General features: G+C 69.0%; 18 protein-coding genes. 12 read left to right on the top strand and 6 right to left on the bottom strand.

Features of this window, described 5'->3' with window-relative positions:
• The first annotated feature begins 8 nt into the window (after positions 1–8).
• The 5 genes from AC3B6A_RS12440 (at position 9) to AC3B6A_RS12420 (ending at position 5,380) form a co-directional block, all read left to right on the top strand.
• Complete coding sequence (locus AC3B6A_RS12440) at positions 9–1,391, top strand: substrate-binding domain-containing protein (protein ID WP_488403097.1); 1,383 nt, start codon at positions 9–11, stop codon at positions 1,389–1,391.
• A 246-nt stretch (positions 1,392–1,637) separates the two neighbouring features.
• Positions 1,638–2,681 (top strand): TerC family protein, encoded by a 1,044-nt coding sequence (locus AC3B6A_RS12435; protein WP_488403095.1) that lies wholly within the window; start codon positions 1,638–1,640, stop codon positions 2,679–2,681.
• Positions 2,682–2,997: 316 nt separating this feature from the next.
• Complete coding sequence (locus AC3B6A_RS12430) at positions 2,998–3,846, top strand: TauD/TfdA dioxygenase family protein (protein WP_488403094.1); 849 nt, start codon at positions 2,998–3,000, stop codon at positions 3,844–3,846.
• Between the two features lie 51 nt (positions 3,847–3,897).
• Positions 3,898–4,953, top strand: a complete 1,056-nt coding sequence (locus tag AC3B6A_RS12425; protein WP_488403093.1) for a beta-keto acid cleavage family enzyme — start codon at positions 3,898–3,900, stop codon at positions 4,951–4,953.
• Positions 4,954–5,191: 238 nt separating this feature from the next.
• A complete protein-coding gene (locus AC3B6A_RS12420; protein WP_488403092.1) occupies positions 5,192–5,380 on the top strand; it encodes a hypothetical protein in 189 nt (62 codons plus the stop codon).
• Positions 5,381–5,524: 144 nt separating this feature from the next.
• Here the strand turns inward: AC3B6A_RS12420 and AC3B6A_RS12415 are convergent, their stop codons facing one another.
• Entirely contained in the window at positions 5,525–6,754 is a 1,230-nt protein-coding gene (locus AC3B6A_RS12415; RefSeq protein WP_488403090.1) for an acyl-CoA dehydrogenase, read from the bottom strand.
• A 169-nt stretch (positions 6,755–6,923) separates the two neighbouring features.
• On the opposite strand from AC3B6A_RS12415, the gene AC3B6A_RS12410 reads away from it, so the two are divergent.
• The 7 genes from AC3B6A_RS12410 to AC3B6A_RS12380 all read left to right on the top strand — a co-directional run bounded on the left by AC3B6A_RS12410 (position 6,924) and on the right by AC3B6A_RS12380 (position 14,560).
• The gene (locus tag AC3B6A_RS12410) at positions 6,924–7,856 is read left to right on the top strand and encodes a LysR family transcriptional regulator (protein ID WP_488403089.1); all 933 of its coding nucleotides are present in this window, start codon (positions 6,924–6,926) and stop codon (positions 7,854–7,856) included.
• Positions 7,857–8,274: 418 nt separating this feature from the next.
• Entirely contained in the window at positions 8,275–8,757 is a 483-nt protein-coding gene (locus tag AC3B6A_RS12405; RefSeq protein ID WP_488403087.1) for a formate dehydrogenase subunit gamma, read from the top strand.
• Positions 8,751–10,310 (top strand): formate dehydrogenase beta subunit, encoded by a 1,560-nt coding sequence (locus AC3B6A_RS12400; RefSeq protein ID WP_488403086.1) that lies wholly within the window; start codon positions 8,751–8,753, stop codon positions 10,308–10,310. Before AC3B6A_RS12405 ends, AC3B6A_RS12400 begins: the two co-directional genes overlap by 7 nt.
• Positions 10,307–13,219, top strand: coding sequence for a formate dehydrogenase subunit alpha (gene fdhF / locus AC3B6A_RS12395; protein ID WP_488403084.1), 2,913 nt, complete (start codon positions 10,307–10,309; stop codon positions 13,217–13,219). The genes AC3B6A_RS12400 and fdhF overlap by 4 nt, the downstream gene beginning before the upstream one ends.
• Complete coding sequence (locus tag AC3B6A_RS12390; protein WP_488403083.1) at positions 13,216–13,437, top strand: formate dehydrogenase subunit delta; 222 nt, start codon at positions 13,216–13,218, stop codon at positions 13,435–13,437. The genes fdhF and AC3B6A_RS12390 overlap by 4 nt, the downstream gene beginning before the upstream one ends.
• Positions 13,438–13,583: 146 nt before the next feature.
• Complete coding sequence (locus AC3B6A_RS12385) at positions 13,584–13,808, top strand: hypothetical protein (RefSeq protein ID WP_488403082.1); 225 nt, start codon at positions 13,584–13,586, stop codon at positions 13,806–13,808.
• A gap of 50 nt (positions 13,809–13,858) precedes the next feature.
• Positions 13,859–14,560 carry a YoaK family protein gene (locus AC3B6A_RS12380; RefSeq protein WP_488403081.1) on the top strand — a complete coding sequence of 234 codons (702 nt, stop codon included), beginning with the start codon at positions 13,859–13,861 and terminating at the stop codon, positions 14,558–14,560.
• Between the two features lie 64 nt (positions 14,561–14,624).
• Here the strand turns inward: AC3B6A_RS12380 and tssA are convergent, their stop codons facing one another.
• From tssA to AC3B6A_RS12355, 5 genes are read right to left on the bottom strand one after another with little or no spacing between them, the layout of a single operon-like run.
• The gene (gene tssA, locus AC3B6A_RS12375) at positions 14,625–15,683 is read right to left on the bottom strand and encodes a type VI secretion system protein TssA (RefSeq protein WP_488403079.1); all 1,059 of its coding nucleotides are present in this window, start codon (positions 15,681–15,683) and stop codon (positions 14,625–14,627) included.
• Positions 15,680–19,504: a type VI secretion protein IcmF/TssM N-terminal domain-containing protein gene (locus AC3B6A_RS12370; RefSeq protein WP_488403078.1), complete on the bottom strand. Its 3,825-nt coding sequence runs from the start codon at positions 19,502–19,504 to the stop codon at positions 15,680–15,682. Before AC3B6A_RS12370 ends, tssA begins: the two co-directional genes overlap by 4 nt.
• Positions 19,501–20,271: a DotU family type IV/VI secretion system protein gene (locus AC3B6A_RS12365; RefSeq protein WP_488403076.1), complete on the bottom strand. Its 771-nt coding sequence runs from the start codon at positions 20,269–20,271 to the stop codon at positions 19,501–19,503. Before AC3B6A_RS12365 ends, AC3B6A_RS12370 begins: the two co-directional genes overlap by 4 nt.
• Before the next feature lie 15 nt (positions 20,272–20,286).
• Positions 20,287–21,615 (bottom strand): type VI secretion system baseplate subunit TssK, encoded by a 1,329-nt coding sequence (gene tssK, locus AC3B6A_RS12360; protein ID WP_488403074.1) that lies wholly within the window; start codon positions 21,613–21,615, stop codon positions 20,287–20,289.
• A gap of 56 nt (positions 21,616–21,671) precedes the next feature.
• The gene (locus AC3B6A_RS12355) at positions 21,672–22,127 is read right to left on the bottom strand and encodes a type VI secretion protein (protein ID WP_488403072.1); all 456 of its coding nucleotides are present in this window, start codon (positions 22,125–22,127) and stop codon (positions 21,672–21,674) included.
• Positions 22,128–22,151: the final 24 nt, after the last annotated feature.

Below are 22,151 nucleotides of genomic sequence, written 5' to 3'. Positions count from 1 at the left end.
CTTGTCAAATGCCGCACAAGCCGTGTGCAAGCGATGCCCAGGCCTGGCCCGTCACCATCGCCTGGCTCATCATCGGATTCATCTGCTACGCATTCCCCTGGCAGGCCTACGCCGCCCTGCCCTCATCCCACGGCGGCGAACCTGTGCTGCGCATCCAGGGCTCCAACACCATCGGCGCGCACCTGCTGCCGGAGCTGGTCAAGGGCCTGATGGTCAGCGAGGGCTACGCCAACGTCAGCGTCCAGCCGGGCAAGGTGGAGAACGAGCAACGCCTGATCGGCCGCAGCGCCGACGGCAAGGAAGCCATCGTCGACCTGGCCGCCCACGGCTCCAGCACCGGCTTCGTCGCCCTGAAGGACAACACCGCCGAGCTGGCGGCCTCCTCGCGGCCGATCAAGGACGCCGAAGTGGCGGGTCTGTCGGCGTCGGGGAACCTGCGCAACGCCAAGGCCGAACAGGTGATCGGCATCGACGGCCTGGCGATCATCGTCAACCCGGCGAACACGCTCGACGAACTGACCAGCGACACCCTGGCGCGCATCTTCTCCGGCGAAGTGAAGACCTGGGAAGAAGTCGGCGGCCGGGGCGGCGCGATCCGCCTGTACGCCCGCGACGACAACTCCGGCACCTTCGACACCTTCAAGGAACTGGTGCTGGCCAGCCACGGCAAGGCGCTGGCCAACGGCACGCCGCGCTTCGAGTCCAGCGACCAGCTGTCCGCCGAGGTGAGCAAGGACCCGCAGGGCATCGGCTTTGTCGGCCTGTCGTCGATCCAGAAGGCCAAGGCGCTGCGCATCGCCGACGGCGACTCGCTGGCGATGCCGCCGTCGACCACGCTGATCGCCACCGAGGACTATCCGCTGTCGCGCCGCCTGTTCATCTACATGAAGCCCGAGGAGCCCAACCGCTGGGCCCGCGCGCTGCTGCAGTTCGCCCAGGGCGACCAGGGCCAGGCGCTGGTCAGCGCCAGCGGCTTCGTCGGCCAGCGCGTGCAGGCGGTCAGGATGGCGCCCCGCGCCGGCATGCCCGAGGCCTACCAGGCCCTGGCCCGCGATGCCCAGCGGCTGTCGGTGAACTTCCGTTTCCGCGAAGGCAGCGCCACCCTCGACAACAAGGCGCAGCGCGATCTCGACCGCCTGCTGGCGTACCTGCAGCAGAACGGCAAGATGAACAAGCAGGCGGTGCTGGTCGGTTTCGGCGATCCGAAGCAGGACCCGGCGCGCGCCGAACTGCTCTCCAAGCTGCGCGCCATGGCGGTGCGCCGCGAGCTGGCTAAGGACGGCGTGATGTTCCGCGAGATCGCCGGCATGGGCGATGCCCTGCCGGTGGCGGCCAACAGCGACGACGACGGACGGATCAAGAACCGCCGCGTCGAGGTCTGGGTCTACTGAGCTGCCCGACGATGAGAGCATGGGCTTTACTCCATGCGCTCATCGTCGGGGGGATCAGCGTCTAGACTTTCCAACGGACGCTGATCGCCCTACGTCGTCGAACGATGTAGGAACTTGTTACGTTCCTTCGCTTGTCTGCGCCGGGCGCTCTGCTATTTTCCGCCTGTGACGCCGGGCCCCTCTGACGGTCTGCAAGACCGCCATGTCGGAGTCACCTTTCGACAACGACACTCAGGGAGGGGCCACATGACAGCTCTGCACGCCTTTTTGACCGCACCATTGCTCGGAACCGCCCTCTGGTTCTGGCTGGCCTTCCTGGCCATCGTGATTCTCCTGCTGGTACTCGACCTCGGCGTCCTGCAACGCGATCACCACGAGATCGGCGTGCGCGAGAGCCTGCTGCTCTCCGCCGGCTACTTCGCCTGCGGCCTGGCCTTCGGCGGCTGGGTCTGGTTCGAGTTCGGCGCCACCAGCGCGGTGGAGTACTACACCGGCTTCCTCATCGAACAGTCGCTGTCGATGGACAACGTGTTCGTCATGGCGATGATCTTCGGCTTCTTCGGCATCCCCCGCCGCTACCAGCACCAGGTGCTGTTCTGGGGCATCCTCGGCGCCATCGTCATGCGCGCGCTGATGATCGGCCTGGGCGCCGCGCTGGTGAAGGAATTCGAGTGGATCATGTACGTGTTCGGCGCCTTCCTGCTGTTCAGCGGCGTGAAGATGCTGTTCGCCAGACACGACGACGAGCCGGACCTGGCGCACAACCCGGTGCTGAAGTTCCTGCGCCGGCACATCCGCATGGCGGACAAGCTCCACGCGCATCACTTCTTCGTGAAGCTGCCGGACGCCGCCGGCAAGCGGGTGCGCCATGCCACCCCGCTGTTCCTGGCGCTGGTCCTGATCGAGGTGGCCGACCTGGTGTTCGCGGTGGACAGCGTGCCGGCGATCTTCGCCATCACCCAGGACCCGTTCATCGTCTACACCTCGAACATCTTCGCCATCCTCGGCCTGCGCGCCCTGTACTTCTCGCTGGCGGCGATGATCCACCGCTTCGTCTACCTGAAATACGCCCTGGCGCTGGTGCTGGTGTTCATCGGCACGAAGATCTTCCTGCACGGCTTCATCGGCAAGGTGCCCGCCGCCCTGTCGCTGGGCGTGACCTTCGGCCTGCTCGCCGGCGGCATCGTGCTGTCGCTGATCAAGACCCGCCGCAGCGGCGAGGAACCGCTGGAAATCGTCAGCCAGGAGAAGATCTCGGCGAATGCCGGGAACCAGCACCGCGGCCATTGAGCATCGCCACCCGGCGGCGAGGTGATTGCGCTTGCCCGTCTGCTCGGTGAACGGAGAGGCCCGCGAACGCGGGCCTTTCTCGTTTCCGGCCGCCGCGACGCTTCGCCGGCCGCCCCGCAAAACTGATCCAGATCAATGCCACCCGCAATCAGCCCCGGCGAGGGCGCGGCCTTGTCATGAAGTGCGAGCGCTTTGTCGCCAAATGAATGGTCGGTCCACCCCGGCACCTCCCTAAATTTCCTCTCGCGGCAATCCGCAACGCCCCACCCGGCGCCCCGCACGGCCAAACGACTATTCGCCAGAGGAAAACAACAAGATGCGCGTAGAACGACTCACCTGCAGTATCGGCGCCGAGCTTGTCGGCGTGAATCTCGCCCATGCCGTCCATGACGACGGGCTGTTCGAGGAGATCAAGGGACTCCTGCTCCAGCACAAGGTGCTGTTCCTGCGCGACCAGGACATCGCGCGGCCGGACCACGTCGCCTTCGCCCGGCGCTTCGGCGAGCTGGAAGACCACCCGATGGCGCCGACGCACCCGGAAGCGCCGGGCCTGGTGCAGATCTACAAGCGCCCCGACCAGCCCATCGACCGCTACGAGAATGCCTGGCACACCGACGGCACCTGGCGCGCCACGCCGGCGATGGGTTGCGTGCTGCGCTGCGTGGAGTGCCCGCCGGTGGGCGGCGACACGATGTGGGCGAACATGGCGCTGGCCTACGAGAACCTGCCGGAGCACATCAAGCGGGAAATCGCCGAGCTTCGCGCCAACCACAGCTTCGAGTCGTCCTTCGCGGCCGCCATGCCGCCGGAAAAGCGCCTGGCGATGAAGGCCCAGTACCCTGATGCCGAGCATCCGGTGGTGCGCATCCACCCGGAAACCGGCGAGAAGATCCTGTTCGTCAACGCCTTCACCACCCATTTCACCAACTACCACACCAGGGACCGCGTGCGCGTCGGCCAGGACGCCAACCCCGGCGCCAGCGACCTGCTGCGCTATCTGGTGAGCCAGGCGTTCGTGCCGGAATACCAGGTCCGCTGGCGCTGGAAGCCCGACAGCATCGCCATCTGGGACAACCGCAGCACCCAGCACTACGCGGTCATGGATTACCCGGCCTGCCATCGCAGGATGGAGCGCGCGGCGATCATCGGCGACAAGCCGTTCTGACCATCCCGAGCAGCACAACAAATCCAACATCGCTACCCCGAGGAGCACGCCATGAACTTCATCGATGGTTCCCTGTTTGTCGAAAACATGCAGAAACTGGTCATCACCGCCGCCCCCTATGGCCCGGAATGGCTGCCGTCCGACTTCCCGGAAGACATTCCGGTGAGCATGGACGCGCAGATCCAGAAGGCGGTCGACTGCTACAACGCCGGCGCCACCGTGCTGCACGTCCATGTCCGCGAGGAGGACGGCAAGGGCTCCAAGCGCCTGTCCAAGTTCAATGAACTGCTGGCCGGCATCCGCGAGGCCTGCCCGGGGATGATCCTCCAGGTCGGCGGCTCGATCTCCTTCGCCCCCGAGAACGACGGCGACGTGGCCAAATGGCTGTCCGACGATACCCGCCACCTGCTGGCCGAGCTGACCCCGACGCCGGACCAGGTGACCATCGCCATCAACACCAACCAGATGAACGTCTGCGAGCAGATGACCGCCGCCGACATCCTCGGCACCTCGCTGGCCGACCCGGCGATGCTCAAGGCCTACCAGGAAATGACCATCCCGGCCGGCCCGGCGTGGGTCGAGGAGCACATCCGCCGCCTGTCCGCCAGGGGCATCCAGACTCACTTCCAGCTGGCCAACATCACCCAGCTCAACACCGTCGAGCGCATGATGCGCCGCGGCGCCTGCAACGTGCCGCTGATCCTCACCTGGGTGGCCATCGGCGGCGGTTTCGACTCGCCGAACCCCTACGACCTGGCCAACTTCGTGCGGGCCTGCCCGGACGGTTCGGTGCTGACCCTGGAGACCAGCATGCGCCACGTGCTGCCGCTGAACATGATGGCCATCGCCCTCGGCCTGCACGTGCGCTGCGGCATCGAGGACAACATCTGGAACCAGCGCCAGACCGCCAAGACGACCACCGTCGAGCAGATCGAACAACTGGTGCGCATCGCCCGCGAGTTCGGCCGCGACGTCGCCAACGGCCAGGAAGCCCGCGAGATCTACAAGATCGGCAGCTTCTACGAGAACGCCGACGAGACCCTGGCCAGGAACGGCTTCGCGCCGAACCGCAAACCGGGGCAGCTGGGCTTCACCCAGCACGCCTGAGTCAGCCCGGCCAACGGAAAAAGGCGCCGCTTGCGGCGCCTTTTTCCGTACCGGCGCCATCGATTGCCCTGCATCAAGCCGGCACCACGATTTTTCCGCCCGAACGCACGGCCAGGTTCCCGCCACCCGTCGCCTGGCGTAACCTTCCGCCTGCTCGCCAGTGGCATCCTGCCATCGCCGATCAAGACCCGTCGCACCAGCGCCGAAGCGCTGGAAACCGTCAGCCAGGAGACCCTGCATGCGCGCACCCGAGGTGAAGATCGAAGCCGTTGAGTTTCGCGGCCGGATCTATTGGCAAGTCCGCCTCGGCCGCCGCTCGCTGCGCTTCTCCCAGGAAATCGCCGCGCGCACCTTCGCCGCCCAGTTGCACACGCGCCAGCAGTGGTGGCTGGCGCAGGCGGACGCGGACACGTCCCTGGAGCAGTGAGGCGCCCGGCCTCGTCTCTTTGTAGGAGCGAGCTTGCTCGCGAACGAGGTGGGGGTTCGCGAGCAAGCTCGCTCCTACACCGAAGGCAGGCGCAGCACCGTGCATGAAAAAGGCCCGCAGATGCGGGCCTTTTTCGTTTGCCGGTCAGCGGCTGCTGCGCAGCATGTCCCTGGGCACGTACTTGCCGATCTCGTACTTGCCGATGGCCGCGCGGTGCACTTCGTCCGGGCCGTCGGCCAGGCGCAGGGTGCGCTGCATGGCGTAGAAGTACGCCAGCGGCGTGTCGTTGGAGACACCGGCGCCGCCGTGAATCTGGATGGCGCGGTCGATCACCTGCAGGGCGACGTTGGGCGCCACCACCTTGATCTGGGCGATCTCGCTCTGGGCGATCTTGTTGCCGGCGGTGTCCATCATGTACGCGGCGTTGAGGGTCAGCAGGCGGGCCTGGTTGATCTCGATGCGCGAGTTGGCGATGAGGTCGATGTTGCCGCCCAGGCGCGCCAGCGGCTTGCCGAAGGCGGTGCGGGCGACGGAACGCTTGCACATCAGTTCCAGCGCGCGCTCGGCCATGCCGATGGAGCGCATGCAGTGGTGGATACGGCCCGGGCCGAGGCGGCCCTGGGCGATCTCGAAGCCGCGGCCTTCGCCGAGCAGCACGTTCTCGTAGGGGACGCGGACGTTCTCGAAGAGCACTTCGGCGTGGCCGTGCGGGGCGTCGTCGTAGCCGAACACCGGCAGCGGACGGAGGATCGTCACGCCGGGGGCGTCGGTGGGCACCAGGATCATCGAGTGCTGCTGGTGGCGCGGCGCGTCGGGGTTGGTCAGGCCCATGAAGATCATCACCTTGCAGCGCGGGTCGCAGGCGCCGGAGGTCCACCACTTGCGGCCGTTGATGACCCACTCGTCACCGTCGCGCACGGCGTTGGCCTGCATGTTGGTGGCGTCGGAGGATGCCACGCCCGGCTCGGTCATGGCGAAGGCGGAGCGGATCTCGCCGCGCAGCAGCGGCTCCAGCCAGGTGCGCTTGTGCTCCTCGCTGCCGTAGCGCACCAGCACTTCCATGTTGCCGGTGTCCGGCGCGGAGCAGTTGAACGGCTCGGAACCGATCAGCGAGCGGCCCATGATCTCGGCCAGCGGCGCGTATTCCATGTTGGTCAGGCCGGCGCCCAGCTCGGACTCGGGCAGGAACAGGTTCCACAGCCCCTCGGCCTTGGCCTTGGCCTTGAGCTCTTCCATGATCGCCGTGGGCTGCCAGCGGTCGCCCTGGGCCACTTGCTCATCGAACACCTTCTCGGCGGGATAGACGTAGGCTTCCATGAACGCGGTGACGCGCTCACGCAACTCCTGAACCTTGGCGGAATAAGCGAAATCCATGGGTAGCTACCTTCTGGCGGCGGGTTGTTTGTCGTGGTGATGATGCTAGAACAGCGAGGAGGATTTACCCAGCCTATTATCCGAATCGATGAACATTCATAACCCGTATGGACCTGGGCGTCGGTTCGGGTATGATCGAGCGCACAACAACTACAAGCGGAGCCCTGGAATGAACCTCAGCAAGGTCGATCTGAACCTGTTCATCGTCTTCGACGCGATCTACACCGAAGCCAACCTGACCCGCGCCGGACAGATCGTCGGCATCACCCAGCCCGCCGTCTCCAACGCCCTCGCCCGCCTGCGCGAAACCTTCAACGACCCGCTGTTCGTGCGCACAGCGCAAGGCATGGTGCCCACGCCCATGGCGCAGAACATCATCGGCCCGGTGCGCAACGCCCTGCAGCTGCTGCGCGTGTCGGTGCAGGAAAGCCGCACCTTCACCCCCACCCAGGCGAACAAGACCTACCGCATCAGCATGACCGACCTCACCGAGGCCATCGTCCTGCCGCCGCTGTTCCAGCGCCTGCGCCGCCTGGCGCCGAACGTGCACATCGAGAGCTTCCTCTCCAAGCGCCGCGAGACCACCAAGGAACTGGCCGCCGGCCGCCTGGACTTCGCCGTCGACGCGCCGCTGAACACCGACCCGCAGGTGCGCCACGTCAAGCTGATGGAAGACCGCTACGTCTGCGCCATGCGCCAGGGCCACCCGCTGGCCAAGGACAAGGTGAGCCTGGAGGAATACCTGTCGGTGGCGCACATCCAGATTTCCAGCCGCCGCAGCGGCCTGGGCTACGTCGACCTGTCGCTGGGCAAGATGGGCCTGCAGCGCAAGATCGCCCTGCGCTCGCAGCACTACCTGATGGCCTCCACCGTGGTGCAGCAGACCGACATGGTGGTCACCGTCCCCGAGCGCTTCGCCCGCCACCACGGGCTGCACTTCGTCGACCTGCCGGTGAACGACGTGCCCAAGCTGGAAACCCACCTCTACTGGCACGAAAGCACCGACCAGGACCCGGCCAACCGCTGGATGCGCGAGCAGATCATCGAACTGTGCCAGCAGGTCACCGCGCGCGAGGCACGGGAAGCCGCGCAGCCGGCCTGACGGCTTTTCGCTTTTCGCAGGACCGAGGGGGACGCCCGGTCCCTGCTCGCGAACCGCCCGATGATGCATCGCGGATAACTGTAGACAGGCCGGCGCCGATGGCCCGGGCACCGCTACGAAGTGCAGCGAACCCAGCCCGGGAAAGGCTGCCCACAGTCCGGTGGAGATCCGCCAGCCCGCCCCGGCGCGCCCCTGTCGGTTTCAGGACGCGCGGAGTCGCTGGAGCGCAATCCCGAAGCAGAGGGAGTGGCAAGCTTCCATACTGTTCAGGACCAGGCGCGCCAGATGCCTGGCCGGATGACCAGAATGGCGCTGTGCAGGACCACGCTCCCGTGACGTGGCCGGTACGTCGCAGCCGAAGAGTTCCGAACCGCCGCCGGGGGACGGCAGGCGCGTTCGCGATGCCGAGGTTCGCCGAATGTCTGATGACTCGCTTCACCTGCCCCTGATTCACGACGTGCTGGAACGCCTGAAGGCCACCCCCGGTGCCCTGCTGCCGATCCTCCACGCCATCCAGGACGGCGTCGGGTACATCCCCGATGCCGCCGTTGCCGAGATCGCCCACGCCCTCAACCTCAGCGTCGCCGAGGTGCGCGGGGTGATCAGCTTCTACCACGACTTCCGCACCACGCCGCCCGCGCGCCACACCCTGCGCCTGTGCCGCGCCGAGTCGTGCCAGAGCATGGGCGCCGAAGCCCTCGCCGCGCAGCTGCGCGAGCAGCTCGGGCTGGACGACCACGGCACCAGCGCCGACGGCGGCATCGCCCTGCGCCCGGTCTATTGCCTGGGCGCCTGCGCCTGCTCGCCGGCCCTGGAGCTGGACGGCCGCGTGCATGCGCGCCTCACCCCCGAACGCCTGCGCGAGCTGGTGAACGGCTGCCGGGAGGACGGAACATGCTGAAGCTGTTCGTTTCCTGCGACTCGGTCGCCCGCGCGGTGGGCGCCGATGAGGTCGCCGACGTGCTGATTGCCGAAGCCGGACGCCGCCAGTTGCCGCTCGAGGTGCAGCGCACCAGCTCCCGCGGCCTCTACTGGCTGGAACCGCTGGTGGAGCTGGAAAGCGCCAGCGGCCGCCTGGGCTTCGGCCCGCTCACGGCGGACGGCGTCCCCGCCCTGCTAGACGCCCTGGCCGGCGACCCGGCCAGCCATCCGCTGGCCCTCGGCCCGGTGGAAGAGATTCCCTACCTGAAGTCCCAGCAGCGCCTGCTGTTCGCCCGTGCCGGCATCACCCGGCCGCTGTCGCTGGACGACTACCGCGCCCACGGCGGCTTCGAGGGCCTGGCCCGCGCCATCGGCATGGACGGCGCCGACGTCGTCGCCGCGGTACTCGACTCTGGTCTGCGCGGCCGGGGCGGCGCGGCCTTCCCCGCCGGCATCAAGTGGCGCACCGTGCGCGACGCCGGCGCCGGGCAAAAATACGTGGTGTGCAACGCCGACGAAGGCGACTCCGGCACCTTCGCCGACCGCATGCTGATGGAGGGCGACCCCTTCCTGCTGATCGAGGGCATGGCCATCGCCGGCCTCGCCGTCGGCGCGAGCATGGGCTACCTCTATGTGCGTTCGGAGTACCCGGACTCCATCGCCGTCCTCAACCAAGCGCTGAAGCTGGCCCGCGAAGCCGGCTATCTCGGTGAAGACGTCCGCGGCAGCGGCCGCGCCTTCGACCTGGAAGTGCGGGTCGGCGCCGGCGCCTACATCTGCGGCGAGGAAACCGCGCTGCTGGATTCGCTGGAAGGCAAGCGCGGCGTGGTCCGCGCCAAGCCGCCGCTGCCGGCGCTGCAGGGCCTGTTCGGCCTGCCGACGCTGGTGCACAACGTGCTCACCCTGGCCTCGGTGCCGATCATCCTGGCCCGTGGCGCGCAGTTCTACCGCGACTTCGGCATGGGCCGCTCGCTGGGCACCATGCCCTTCCAGCTGGCCGGCAACATCCGCCACGGCGGGCTGGTCGAGCGCGCCTTCGGCCTGACCCTGCGCGAGCTGGTGGAAGGCTACGGCGGCGGCACCGCCAGCGGCCGGCCGCTGAAGGCCGCGCAGGTCGGCGGCCCGCTCGGCGCCTGGGTGCCGCCCGCGCAATTCGATACGCCGCTGGACTACGAGGCCTTCGCCGCCATGGGCGCGATGCTCGGCCACGGCGGCGTGGTGGTGGCCGACGACAGCCTCGACATGGCGCGCATGGCGCGCTTCGCCCTGCAATTCTGCGCCGAGGAATCCTGCGGCAAGTGCACGCCCTGCCGGATCGGCTCGACCCGCGGCGTGGAAGTCGTCGATCGCCTGCTGGCGGCGACCGACGCCAGGGCACGGGACGAGCAGGTGATCCTGCTCAAGGACCTCTGCGACACCCTGACCTACGGCTCGCTCTGCGCCCTCGGCGGGATGACCGCCTTCCCCGTGGCCAGCGCCCTCAAGCACTTCCCCGCCGATTTCGGTCTGGCGCCCCAGGAGGCCGACCAATGATCAACATCTTCGACCCCGCCGCCTCTAATTTCAGCAGCAGCGGCGACATCGACCTCGGCACCCCGGCCCGCGAAAGCGACGTGCAGGTCAGCCTGAGCATCGACGGCCGCGAGATCAGCGTGCCCGCCGGCACCTCGGTGATGCGCGCCGCGGCGCTGCTGGGTACCACGATTCCCAAGCTCTGCGCCACCGACAGCCTGGAAGCCTTCGGCTCCTGCCGCATGTGCCTGGTGGAGATCGACGGCATGCGCGGCTACCCGGCCTCCTGCACCACGCCGGTCAGCGAAGGCATGGTGGTGCGCACGCAAACGCCGAAGCTGGCGAGCCTGCGGCGCAACGTCATGGAGCTGTACATCTCCGACCACCCGCTGGACTGCCTGACCTGCTCGGCCAACGGCAACTGCGAGCTGCAGACGGTGGCCGGGCAGGTCGGCCTGCGCGAGGTGCGCTACGGCTTTGAGGGCGCCAACCACCTGAGCGATGCCAAGGACGTCTCCAACCCCTACTTCGACTACGACCCGAGCAAGTGCATCGTCTGCAACCGCTGCGTGCGCGCCTGCGAGGAAATCCAGGGCACCTTCGCCCTGACCATCGCCGGACGCGGCTTCGACTCCCGCGTGGCGGCGGCCGGCGGCGATAACTTCCTCGACTCCGAATGCGTCTCCTGCGGCGCCTGCGTGCAGGCCTGCCCGACCGCCACGCTGATGGAAAAGAGCGTGGTCGAGAGCGGCCAGCCGGAACGCGCCGTCATCACCACCTGCGCCTACTGCGGCGTGGGCTGCTCGTTCCGCGCCGAAATGAAGGGCGAGCAGCTGGTGCGCATGGTCCCGGACAGGAACGGCCAGGCCAACCACGGCCACTCCTGCGTCAAGGGCCGCTTCGCCTGGGGCTACGCGACCCACCCCGACCGCATCACCAAGCCGATGATCCGCAAGCACATCGACGACCCCTGGCAGGAAGTCAGCTGGGACGAGGCCGTCACCTACGCCGCCAGCGAATTCCGCCGCATCCAGCTCAAATACGGGCGCGACTCCATCGGCGGCATCACCTCCAGCCGCTGCACCAACGAAGAGACCTACCTGGTGCAGAAACTGGTGCGCGCAGCGTTCGGCAACAACAACGTCGACACCTGCGCCCGCGTCTGCCACTCGCCGACCGGCTACGGCCTGAAGCAGACCCTCGGCGAATCCGCCGGCACCCAGAGCTTCGACTCGGTGATGCAGGCCGACGTGGTGCTGGTGATGGGCGCCAACCCCACCGACGCCCACCCGGTGTTCGGCTCGCAGCTCAAGCGCCGCCTGCGTGAAGGCGCGCAACTGATCGTCATCGACCCGCGGCGCATCGACCTGGTGGATTCGCCCCACGCCCGCGCCGAGCTGCACCTGCAGCTGCGCCCGGGCACCAACGTGGCCATGCTCAATGCCCTGGCCCACGTCATCGTCACCGAGGGGCTGGTCAACCAGCGCTTCGTCGACGAGCGCTGCGAGGCGGCGGACTTCGCCCGCTGGCGGGACTTCGTCGGCCTGCCGGAGAACGCCCCGGAAGTGCTCGGCCCGGTGTGCGGCGTGCCCGCCGAGGAAATCCGCGCCGCCGCGCGCCTCTACGCCACCGGCGGCAACGCGGCGATCTACTACGGCCTCGGCGTCACCGAGCACAGCCAGGGCAGCACCGCGGTGATGGGCATCGCCAACCTCGCCATGGCCACCGGCAACGTCGGCCGCGAGGGCGTCGGGGTCAACCCGCTGCGCGGGCAGAACAACGTGCAGGGCTCCTGCGACATGGGTTCCTTCCCCCACGAGTTGCCCGGCTACCGGCACATCTCCAACGAAACGGTGCGCAGCCAGTTCGAGCAGGCCTGGGGCGTGACCCTGCAGGCCGATCCGGGCCTGCGCATCCCCAACATGTTCGAGGCGGCCCTGGGCGGCACCTTCAAGGCGCTGTACTGCCAGGGCGAGGACATCGCCCAGAGCGACCCCAACACCCAGCACGTCACCGCCGCGCTGTCGGCCATGGAGTGCGTGGTGGTGCAGGACATCTTCCTCAACGAGACGGCCAAGTTCGCCCACGTGTTCCTGCCGGGCAGCTCCTTCCTCGAAAAGGACGGCACCTTCACCAACGCCGAGCGGCGCATCTCGCGCGTGCGCAAGGTGATGGAACCCCTCGGCGGCAAGGCCGACTGGGAAGGCACCGTGGCCCTGGCCAACGCCCTGGGCTACCCCATGGACTACACCCATCCGTCGCAGATCATGGACGAGATCGCCCGCCTGACGCCGACCTTCACCCGCGTCAGCTACGCCGAACTGGAGCGCCACGGCAGCCTGCAGTGGCCGTGCAACAACGAAGCCCCGGACGGCACCCCAACCATGCACATCGACGAGTTCGTGCGCGGCAAGGGGCGCTTCATGCTCACCGGCTACGTGCCCACCGAGGAGAAGGTCAACGCCCGCTACCCGCTGCTGCTGACCACCGGGCGCATCCTCAGCCAATACAACGTCGGCGCGCAGACCCGGCGCACCGACAACGTCGCCTGGCACGAGGAAGATCGTCTGGAAATCCACCCCAGCGACGCCGAGAGCCGTGGCATCGCGGACGGCGACTGGGTCGGCGTGGGCAGCCGCGCCGGGCAGACGGTGCTGCGCGCCAAGGTCAGCGAGCGGGTGGCGCCGGGGGTGGTCTACACCACCTTCCACTTCCCCGAATCGGGCGCCAACGTGATCACCACCGACAACTCCGACTGGGCCACCAACTGCCCGGAATACAAGGTCACGGCGGTGGAGGTCATGCGCGTCTACGAGCCGTCCGAGTGGCAGAAGCGCTACCAGGCGTTCAGCGACGAACAGCGGCGCCTGCTGAAGGAACGCCGCCACGCCCAGGCCGTGCAAACCGGGAAAGCCGAGGCCCGTCGATGAGCATCGAGAACCTGATCAAGATGGCCAACCAGATCGGCCAGTACTTCGCCAGCGAGCCGGACCGCGAGCTGGCGGTGCGCGGCGTGCAGCAGCACCTGCTGAACTTCTGGACCCCGGCCATGCGCCGCGACCTGAAGACCTGGCAGGAGCAGCACCCGGGCGCCGACCTGCACCCGCTGGTGCAGGCGGCGCTGACCGGGGCGACGGAGAAGGCGTAGCGCTCCCGGCTGGCCACCGCGCACAGGCCCGGGCCGGCTTCGGGGCGGGCCCGGAGCCATGCGCCGCCGATGGCAAACTTCCGTCGTATTGCTCATTGCCCGCCGGAGGCCGACAATGCCGCCCTCCGAGCAAGAGATGAGCGGCCATGGTTCTGCGCGGTATGGCACAGATGCACATCGACGACCTGCCCTGCAGGTTCCAGACGCTGGTCCGGGACCTCGCCGGTCCGCAGCCGCTGGATTTCGTCTGGGCGGTCTTCTACCAGGGGCGCATGTTCGGCGCCTATCCCAGCGCCGACCTGGCCTTGCGCAAGGTGACCGAAATCGAGCATTGCATCAGCGAGGGCGCGGTGCCCACCGCGCAAGCCTGAAGTCCCGGCGCTCATCGCCACGTCCTGACCCACCCCAAGCGGTACCCCGAATGCTTCCCCATGCTCCACGGCTTCGCAGCGCCAAAAGATTGCGGTTGCACGTCCTGCGCGGGCGTGTCGGATTGGGACTGGTCGCCGGCTTGTCCGTGCTGGCGGGCATGACCGATGCGATAGGCTTCATGGCGACCGGCGACTTCGTGTCCTTCATGAGCGGCAACACCACCCGCCTCGCCGTCGCCGTCAGCGAGCACGACCTGGTCACGCTGGGGCGGCTTTCGCTCGCGGTGATCAGCTTCGTCGCCGGCAACGCCCTGGGCATTGTCCTGGCCCGTGTCTTCAAACGGCAGGCCGCCCCGCTGCTGATCGTCGTGGCAATGCTGCTCGGCTTCGCCGCCATCTGTCCGCCGGGCCTGAGCCTCGCTGCCTTCGTTGCGGCCATCGTCTCGATGGGCATGCTCAACGCGGTGGTGGAACAGGTGAACGGCCTGGCCATCGGCCTCACCTATGTAACCGGCGCGCTGTCCCGCTTCGGCCGGGGCCTGGGGCGCTGGCTGCTGGGCGAGCGGCGCAATGGCTGGCGGGTCCAGCTCGTGCCCTGGAGCGGCATGCTGCTGGGAGGCGCGGCGGGCGCCTTCCTGGAGCACCACCTGGGCCTGGCGGCCATGGCCGTCAGCTGCGCATTGGCCTGCGTACTGGCCGTGGTCGGCTACTTCGTCCCGCGCTCCTGGCAACTGGGCTACATGCCCCGCTGATCCCGCCTCGCCCACGCATGGCAAAAGCGCCCTGGCGGAGGCCTGCCGCCAGGCGCGATCGAGCTCAGCGCAACACCCCCAGCATGACCCAGACCCTGCGGGCCTCCGGGTCCGCATGGACCAGTTCGTCCATCAGCGCGCTCAGGGGCATGCCGCCCCACTCCACGGCGCGGCGGATGATGTAGGGCACCGGGCTGTGCGGTTCGGTGCGCGCCAGGTATTCCGCAATGGCGGTGAGCTGCCGGTAGGCTTCTTCACGGCTCTGCGGGGCTCCGCCGGTCGGCAGAGCGACCGGTACGGCCGTCGCGATGGGCTCCTGCTCGGCGAGGTTGTCCGACGCTGCAGCTGGTACGAATTCCTGTGGTGCCATGGCCTTGCATCCCTGGATGACGTTGACGAAGGCGTCGATGGACGCGGCGAGGGGGGACAGGCTCGGCGCGGCATCGCCGAGCTGGCTGTCGCACCAGGCGTCCAGCCGCTGCAGATGCCCGGCCGCGATCCCCAGCGCGGCCAGGGCGGCCGACCAGCCGTTCGCGGCGCCGTTGCGGATCGCTTCGTCCAGCCGCTTCTGCTCCTGCCGCGCGTTTTCCGCGGCCGCCTTGTCGGCCTTGTTGTCGCTGGCCTGGACCTGCCGGCGCTGCAATTCCTGCCAGGCATGCAGGGTGGTCTGCGGCCAGCCGGCGCAGAGCGGCACGCGGGTGAGCAGCAGTTCGGCATAGCGCCGGGCCAGCCAGGCGACCGGCGCGGCGCGCCACTCCTGGTCACCGTCGGTGGCCTGCGGGTGCAGTTGCTCCGGGTAGGTATCGCAGAGGTCGGCCAGCAGGCCGAGCGCGGCGGCGAGTCCGGCCGTGCCCCGGGTGACGATCCAGGCCTCGCCCAGGTAGGCGGCGACGGTCAGGTCCTTGCTGCGCTGTGTCAGCAGTTCCTCGGCCAGCGCCGCCAGCGCCGCCCAGTCGGCACGCTTGGGCTCGGCCTGCCAGACACCGGTCGGCAGTTGCGTATCCTCCTCGCGGCGCAGCTCCCGCAGCCGGTCCATCAGCGGGTCGTAGCGCAGCGATTCGCCGCACGGCGCATCGCCCGGCAGCGGCTGCAACAACGCTTGCGGTGTCTCGTCCGGACTCATGGCAACTCCTGGGCGCCGGCGAAGCTGGCCACGCCGACGCCGCTGAAGGGTGTGCGCGGCGCGCGCACCGGAAGCGGCTGGATCGACAGCGGCTGCTTGGCGTCCTGGGTCATCAGGGACACGCGCAGGAACATCCGCGCGGCGGGCTCGTGACCGTTCGGCGCACGGATCGGCACCTGCAGCGCCAGCGGGAAATCGGTGTAGTCGGCGCTGGGCTGGCGCTGCAGGATCAGGTGCGAGCGCAGCATGCGCAGCAGGGCCCAGGGACCGCCGTACTCCCAGCCCACTTCCAGGTCGGCCACCGCCATGCTCGCCTGCTGCGGGTCGATGTCCGGCCGTTGCGGGCTGTCCTTGGCCCAGCGCAGCAGGACCTTCACCGGCTCGCCGACGTTCCAGTGCAAACGCTGGCCATCGCCACCGGGGAAACTCAGCGGCCGGTCAGCGGCGTAGAGGGTCCAGGCGATGACCTGATCGGCGCCGTGCTCAGCTTCCCGGTCGGTGCGCCAGCGCACGTCGAGGTCGACTCCCTGCGCGCCGCCCTTGTCGCGCAGGAACAATGGCCCCAGCCAGGCCTTCGCCAGTTGCAGGCGCTGGAGGAAGTCCGCCGCGGCCGCGCGATCCACCGACTGGCTGAGCTTCAGGCCGTCCTGGGCGCGCGCCAGGTTCTGTTCGAGCAACTCGACCAGGCGCTGCACCCGCGCGGGGTCGGCGTCCTCCGCCTGCAGGCTGTAGGCGAAGGGGAAGCGGTTGGCCAGGTACCGGTTGAAGTAATCGGCGATCGCTGACCAGGCGGCGGCGGCGTCCTTCTGCTGCAGCTCCAGGCAGCGTTGCTGGGCCTGGCTGTGCAGCCCGCGGGTGAAGCGCGCCACGTCCCCCTGCCCGGCCACCAGCGCCGAGGTCTGCAGGATGCCCGCGCAGCTGCCGGCATCCATTTCCACGAAGTCGCGGGTGACCAGCTGGTCCAGCAGCATCGGCGAACTCGTCGGGTTCTGCGCCTTGTACTTGAGCAGCTCATCGCTGAGGTCGGAGAAGCGCCGCACCTTGTCCTGGTCGGCATAGCCGAGGTTTCCGCGATCGCGGAGCCAGGCCAGCGCGGGAGCGTGGGTTTCGCTCAGGGCCAGCATGGTCTCGAACTGCTGCGCCAGGTTGCGCTTGAGGTCCTGCAGATCGCTGGAGCGGTAGAGCTGCAGGCCGAAGTTGCGCGAGCCGTCCCAGGCGGACACTTCGGAACGGACACGGAACAGCGGCAGCGCATCGACCGAGCCCAGGGCCGCGCCGACGTCCGCCAGCGCGCCACGGGTCAGGTGCGCATCGAGGGCGCCGGCCAGGTCGTTGCGCTGCAGGGCCTTGAGTGCCTCGCGCACCTGTTCCGCCGGCTCCAGGGGGACGTCGAAGGTGTTCGGGGCCATGCTGGCGTTCGCCGGCACGGACTGGCCCAGGCTGCTCCAGATGGCGCTGGCCGCGGCGGCGGCGGCGCTCTCGGCGAGGGCGTCGCGGTACTCGGCGGGAATCCTCGCCTGCTCCTGTTCGCTGTATTTGCGGTAGCTGTCGTAGTAGGCCAGCGCGGTGTTCAGCGCGTGGGCGTCGAGGTTGCCCAGCTGGCGCGGGTCGGCCTGCTGCGCCTGCTGGTGCAGTGCGGTACCGGCGAAGTCCTGGCGCAGCATCGAGTCGATCGCGGTGCCCAGCGCCACCACATGCTCCTGCAGCGCCAGGGTGCCGCCGGGCTGCAGTTGCAGCAGGTTGTCCCGCGAGCCGGCGGCGGCGATCCACTGGTCATGGAAGGCGCGCTGCAGCTTGTTCGCCTGGCTGGTCACCGCCGCTTCCGCCGGGGGGCCGAGCAGGTGGGTCTGGCGCACGTCGTCGAGCAGCGCGCGGTAGCCGGGCACTATCTCCTGGGCGTTGCCGTGGCTCCAGGCGGCGTTGGTCAGTTCCACCATGTTGCGCAGCGCGTCGATGAGCGCGCCGGTTTCCTCCAGCGCTTCCAGGCTGTTGCCCTGGCGGGCCTTGAGCTGGTTCAGGTGCAGACGCAGGAAGCCGGCCGGGCGCACGAAGTTGTCGGACAGGAAGAACTGGTCGAGCCAGAGGTTCATCAGGTCGTCGAAATTGCGCGCCAGCGGGCCGTCCCGAGGGCCGGGGTCGACCGCCGCGGGTGCCTCGGGAATGCCCTGCCCCAGCACCGCCTGCAGGTAGGCGGCGTTGCGCAGGGTGCCCGTTTCCAGGCTCAGGCCATAGGCCTGGTTGCCCAGTCTGGCGAGGCTTTCCAGGGCATTCTTGGCCGTGCCGGCGCGCAGTTCGTCGTACCAGCGGTTGCGTTGCTCGAAGGCCAGCACGCCCCCGGCGAGCTCGCGCGCGGCGACGAAGTTGGGCCATTGTTCCGGGCTGCCGCTCTGCACGTCGGCGCGCCGCTCGCCGCTGCGGAGGGTGCGCAGGCGAGCCAGGTCGGCGACCTGGGCCTGCTGCAGGGGAAGCAGCACCTCGCGGCGCGTCAGGTCCCTCAGCAGCGCGTCCATCTCGCCGTCGAAACCGGAAAACCACGAACTGGGGTAGACCAGCGAGCTGTAGTGCCAGCGTGGCGAGCCCTGCAGCAGCGACCAGTAGGCCTGCAGGCGGCGCCGGGCGGACTCGCCCGCCGGCTCGGCGCTGGCCCCGCCGTCGCCGTGCTCGCGCTGCATGGCCTGGACGCGCTGCGCGAAGGCCTGCGCCTCCCGCGAGTCCACATGCCAGATCCACAGCATCGCCAGCAGCCAGCAGACGCCGACGACCCCGGCCACCGCGCCCAGCACCCGCTGCGAGCGCTGCCGCAGACGCAGGATGCGCGGCACCGCCAGGGCGAGCCCGCGCTCCGCCAGCAGCCGCGTCTGCCACAGGCGCTGGGTGAACAGCGGCTGCGCGGGCGCCTCCTCGCGGGTGGACAGCGTCCAGTCATCGCCATTGCCGGCCGCCCGGAAGGCGCCGCTGAAGTACAGGCCCCGCAGGCGCGGCGCCTCGCCCAGCGCGTTGCCCTGGAAGACCGGTTCGAGGCGCTGGCGCAGCCCCTCGCGCAGGCTCTCCAGCGCCTGGGGAAAACGGTACAGCTCGTCGCTCAGCTGTCCCTTGAGCACGCCCGCTTCGAGGATCGCCGCCTGCAGCGCCTGCAGCACCTGGTCGAAACCGCGCTCCAGGTTCTCGCCCTGCCACGCCGCGTCGGCCTGCAAGGGCGAGGACCAGCCCAGCGGTCGCTCGCGCGCCTCCGCCGGCAGCGCCGCGCGCAGCTCGGCGAAACCATCGAGCGCCTCCAGCCCGGTGACGAGCACATAGACCGGCAGGCTCAGTCCCAGCTTCTGCAGCAGGTCGTTGAAGCGGCGCCGCAGCAGGACGCTTTCCTGGGCCAGGCTCGCCGAATCGAGCAGACGTTCCACCGGCAGCGCCCAGATCACCCCGTCCAACGGCCGGCGCGGGCGCAGCCGCAGCAGCAGGGCCAACAGCCGGCGCCAGGGTTGCAGCGAAGACGGCGCGCCTTCCTCGGGCAGGAACAGCGCCTGCGGCACCGCCAGCAGCGCCCCGTCCTGGTCGGCCCACCAGCGGCCGAACCAGGACGGGCGGCCGACCGGCACCAGGTTCCAGTCGGCGCCGAAGCGTTCGCCCAGCAACGGATCGCCCAGCAGCAGGAACCAGGGCACATCGTGGCGATCGGCGACGCCCTGGTCCTGCTGCATCTGCCGCACCGCCAGGTAGAAGGCGCGCACCGCCTCGCCGCCGCTGCTGCGCAGCCAGAAGTAGATTCCCAGCCCCGCCAGCAGTACCAGCAGCAGGAGCAGCGCCAGCAGCAGCCAGCCGCTCACCCGCGGAGCTCCGCCGTGCCGAGCGCGTAGGCGAGGTCCAGCAGCGGCGTCAGTTCGGCACGGATGTCGCTCCACAGCCAGTGCCCGACGACGATCAGCACCAGCGCCCCCGCCGCCACGCACAGCGCCAGGCGCAGGCCATCGGGCAGCGCGCGGCGCAGCGGCAGGTGCAGGGGAGCGGCACTGGCCGGACGCGCCAGGGTCTCCAGCAGCGCCTGGGGCTCGGCGTCGCGCTGCCAGGCGTGGGCGAACAGCGCCTGCCGCCACTTCTCGTGCAAGGCTTCGCCCTTCGGACCGCGCAGGCGCCCGTGAAAGCCGAGCAACAGGCATTGCAGGTAGACATTGGCGAGATCGCGCGAACCCGGCGCGCGCGTTTCCAGCAGCCGGTGAATGGCCTGCGGCACGCGCTCGCCGGCATTGCGGGTGCCGTACAAACGGGCTTCCAGGGGCCGTTCCTGCCACGCCGTCTGGCCACTCCACGGATCGAACAGGAGACTTTCGTCGAGCAACGCGACGAAGGCGTAGACCATGCCCTTGACCTGATCCCCGGCCGCCTCGCCGACGCTGGCGAAGGCGCTGCGCCAGAGGCGGCGGGCCACCGCCTGGGCGTCCTCGGCGACCCGCTCGATGACCGCGGCCTCCTCGCCGGTCGATTCCCGCAGTGCGTCCCAGCGCTGCCGCCAGTCCAGCCAGGCGGCCTGGAACGCCTGGCTCAGGGGGGCCTCGCCGAACGACGGGGGGTAGATCGCCTGATTCCCTTCGGGCATTTTCGCGTTCCTGCCTCAGGCGCCGCCGGCGCCGTCCACGATGAACAGCACGACCTGCCAGGGCCCGCTGCCGATGCCCTGCGCCGGCGCCCGCAGGCACAGGCGCTGCGCCGGGTCGAACCAGTCGCCCTCGGCCTGCACCACGAACAGGTGGGTGTCTTCGCCGACGCTGTAGGCGATCTGCTCGGCGCGGCTCATGGGCAACTGTTCGAGGCCGGACATGCGCTGCCGCCCCAGGATCGCCAGGCTGGCTTCGGAGGCGACGATGCAACGCGCCAGCCATTCGTGGGCCTGTTCCTCGCCGCAGCCCGGCGGCATGCGCAGGCCGATGACCAGGCGCTGGACGGTCGAGCGCAGGTCCGGCAGGGCCAGGCTGAAGTCATGGCCCTGGCGTTCGAAGGCCAGGCTGCGATAACCGGCGCGTACCCGCCCGAGGGTGGTTTCCAGCCACTCGATCAGCGGATTGAAGGTGCGCAGCAGTTCGTTGAAATCGAAGGTGGGGAACGCCGGCACACCGCCCAGCGGGTCGAGCGCGCTCCAGCTGCCCGCCATGCCGCAGAGCAAGGCATGCAGCTGCGCCGGGCTCGCCGCGCCGCTGTACAGCGCCGCCTCCAGCTCCGGCAGGCGCGCCCAGAGCGCCGCCAGCTGACGGCGGATTTCCTGGCTGTCCTCGCTGTTGTCCGCCTGCTGCGCCTGGCGCAGGCGGCCGGCGAGGAACACGCATTTCTCCCGGGCGCGGGCGCACAGGGCGACCAGCGCCTGGCCCAGCGGCGATGCCGGCGCAATGCGTGGCGTCGGCGCCACATAGGGCAGGCAGACGAAGCCGCCGGCGTCCTTGCCGATGCGCAGCAGCGGCAGGCACACCGAGTCGGCGCGTTGCGCCTCGGTGACCAGGCGCAGCGCCGGGCGCCAGACCACGATGGGTTCGGGATTCTCGCCGCTGGCCAGGTCCGGCACCGCCGGCCCGCTGGAAGACTGCAGGCGCCCCTTGAGCGGCAATACCTGGCCGCCACGGGCCAGCGGGCTCAGGGCCAGGTACAGGGTGACGCTGGCGTCGGCGGAAGCGGCGATCGCCGCGGCGGCATCGAAGACCAGCGTGTCGCCCTGGCCGAGGCCGACCGGCAGGCCGTCCGGCAGGATCGCCTCCAGCGCGAGGATGCGCACCACGCCGGTGCTCAGGGCGGATGGGTCCAGTTCCAGGTGATCGAGCCCCCAGAACCAGGGATTGGCCGCATGGACCAGGCGCGCGGACAGGACTTCGGCACGCAGCCCCTGGAGCTGGAAATGCTGGGGAAGCAGCTGCATTCCCTCGTGCCAGCAAACCGCGTCAGGCAGAACTCTCACACCACTCCCCCTTCGACATCCTGGATTGTCACGGGCCGCCCCACAGGGGCGGTGGCTCAGTGCTCGTCGGCACTCAGCAGGCGCATCTCCCTGCTGTCGAAGCGCAGCCAGACGTTCGGCTGCTGCTCCAGGCGCATGCGATGGGCGCCGGGAGTGTTATAGCCAGCAAAGACCAAAAGTCCAGCGGCCGGCTTGCCCGCCAGGGGAAATTCCCTGGCCTCCATGAACTGCCCCGGCACCAGCTCCAGGCTCCACACGCTGAGCTGTTTCTGGTAGTCGCGGCGGTATTGTTCGCGGTCGCTGAACCACTGTTTGGCGCTCATCGCCGAGAGCAGCTTGAGCAGGTCGGGGTCCTGCACCGCGACGAAGTCCACGGCGATCGGTGAATCGCCGTTGGCCTTGCTCGCGACGTCCAGGGTCAGACGATCGACATCGACCTTCGGGCCGAACACTGAACAACCACCGAGAACTGCCAGGAGCACAGCACAGAGGCAGGCTTTCGTCGACTTCATGGAACGTCCTTGTGAAATGGCTGC

Source organism: Pseudomonas sp. B12(2026) (assembly GCF_057767015.1).
Note: the sequence above shows the minus strand (reverse complement) of the source record. Positions and strands in the feature narration are given on the sequence as shown.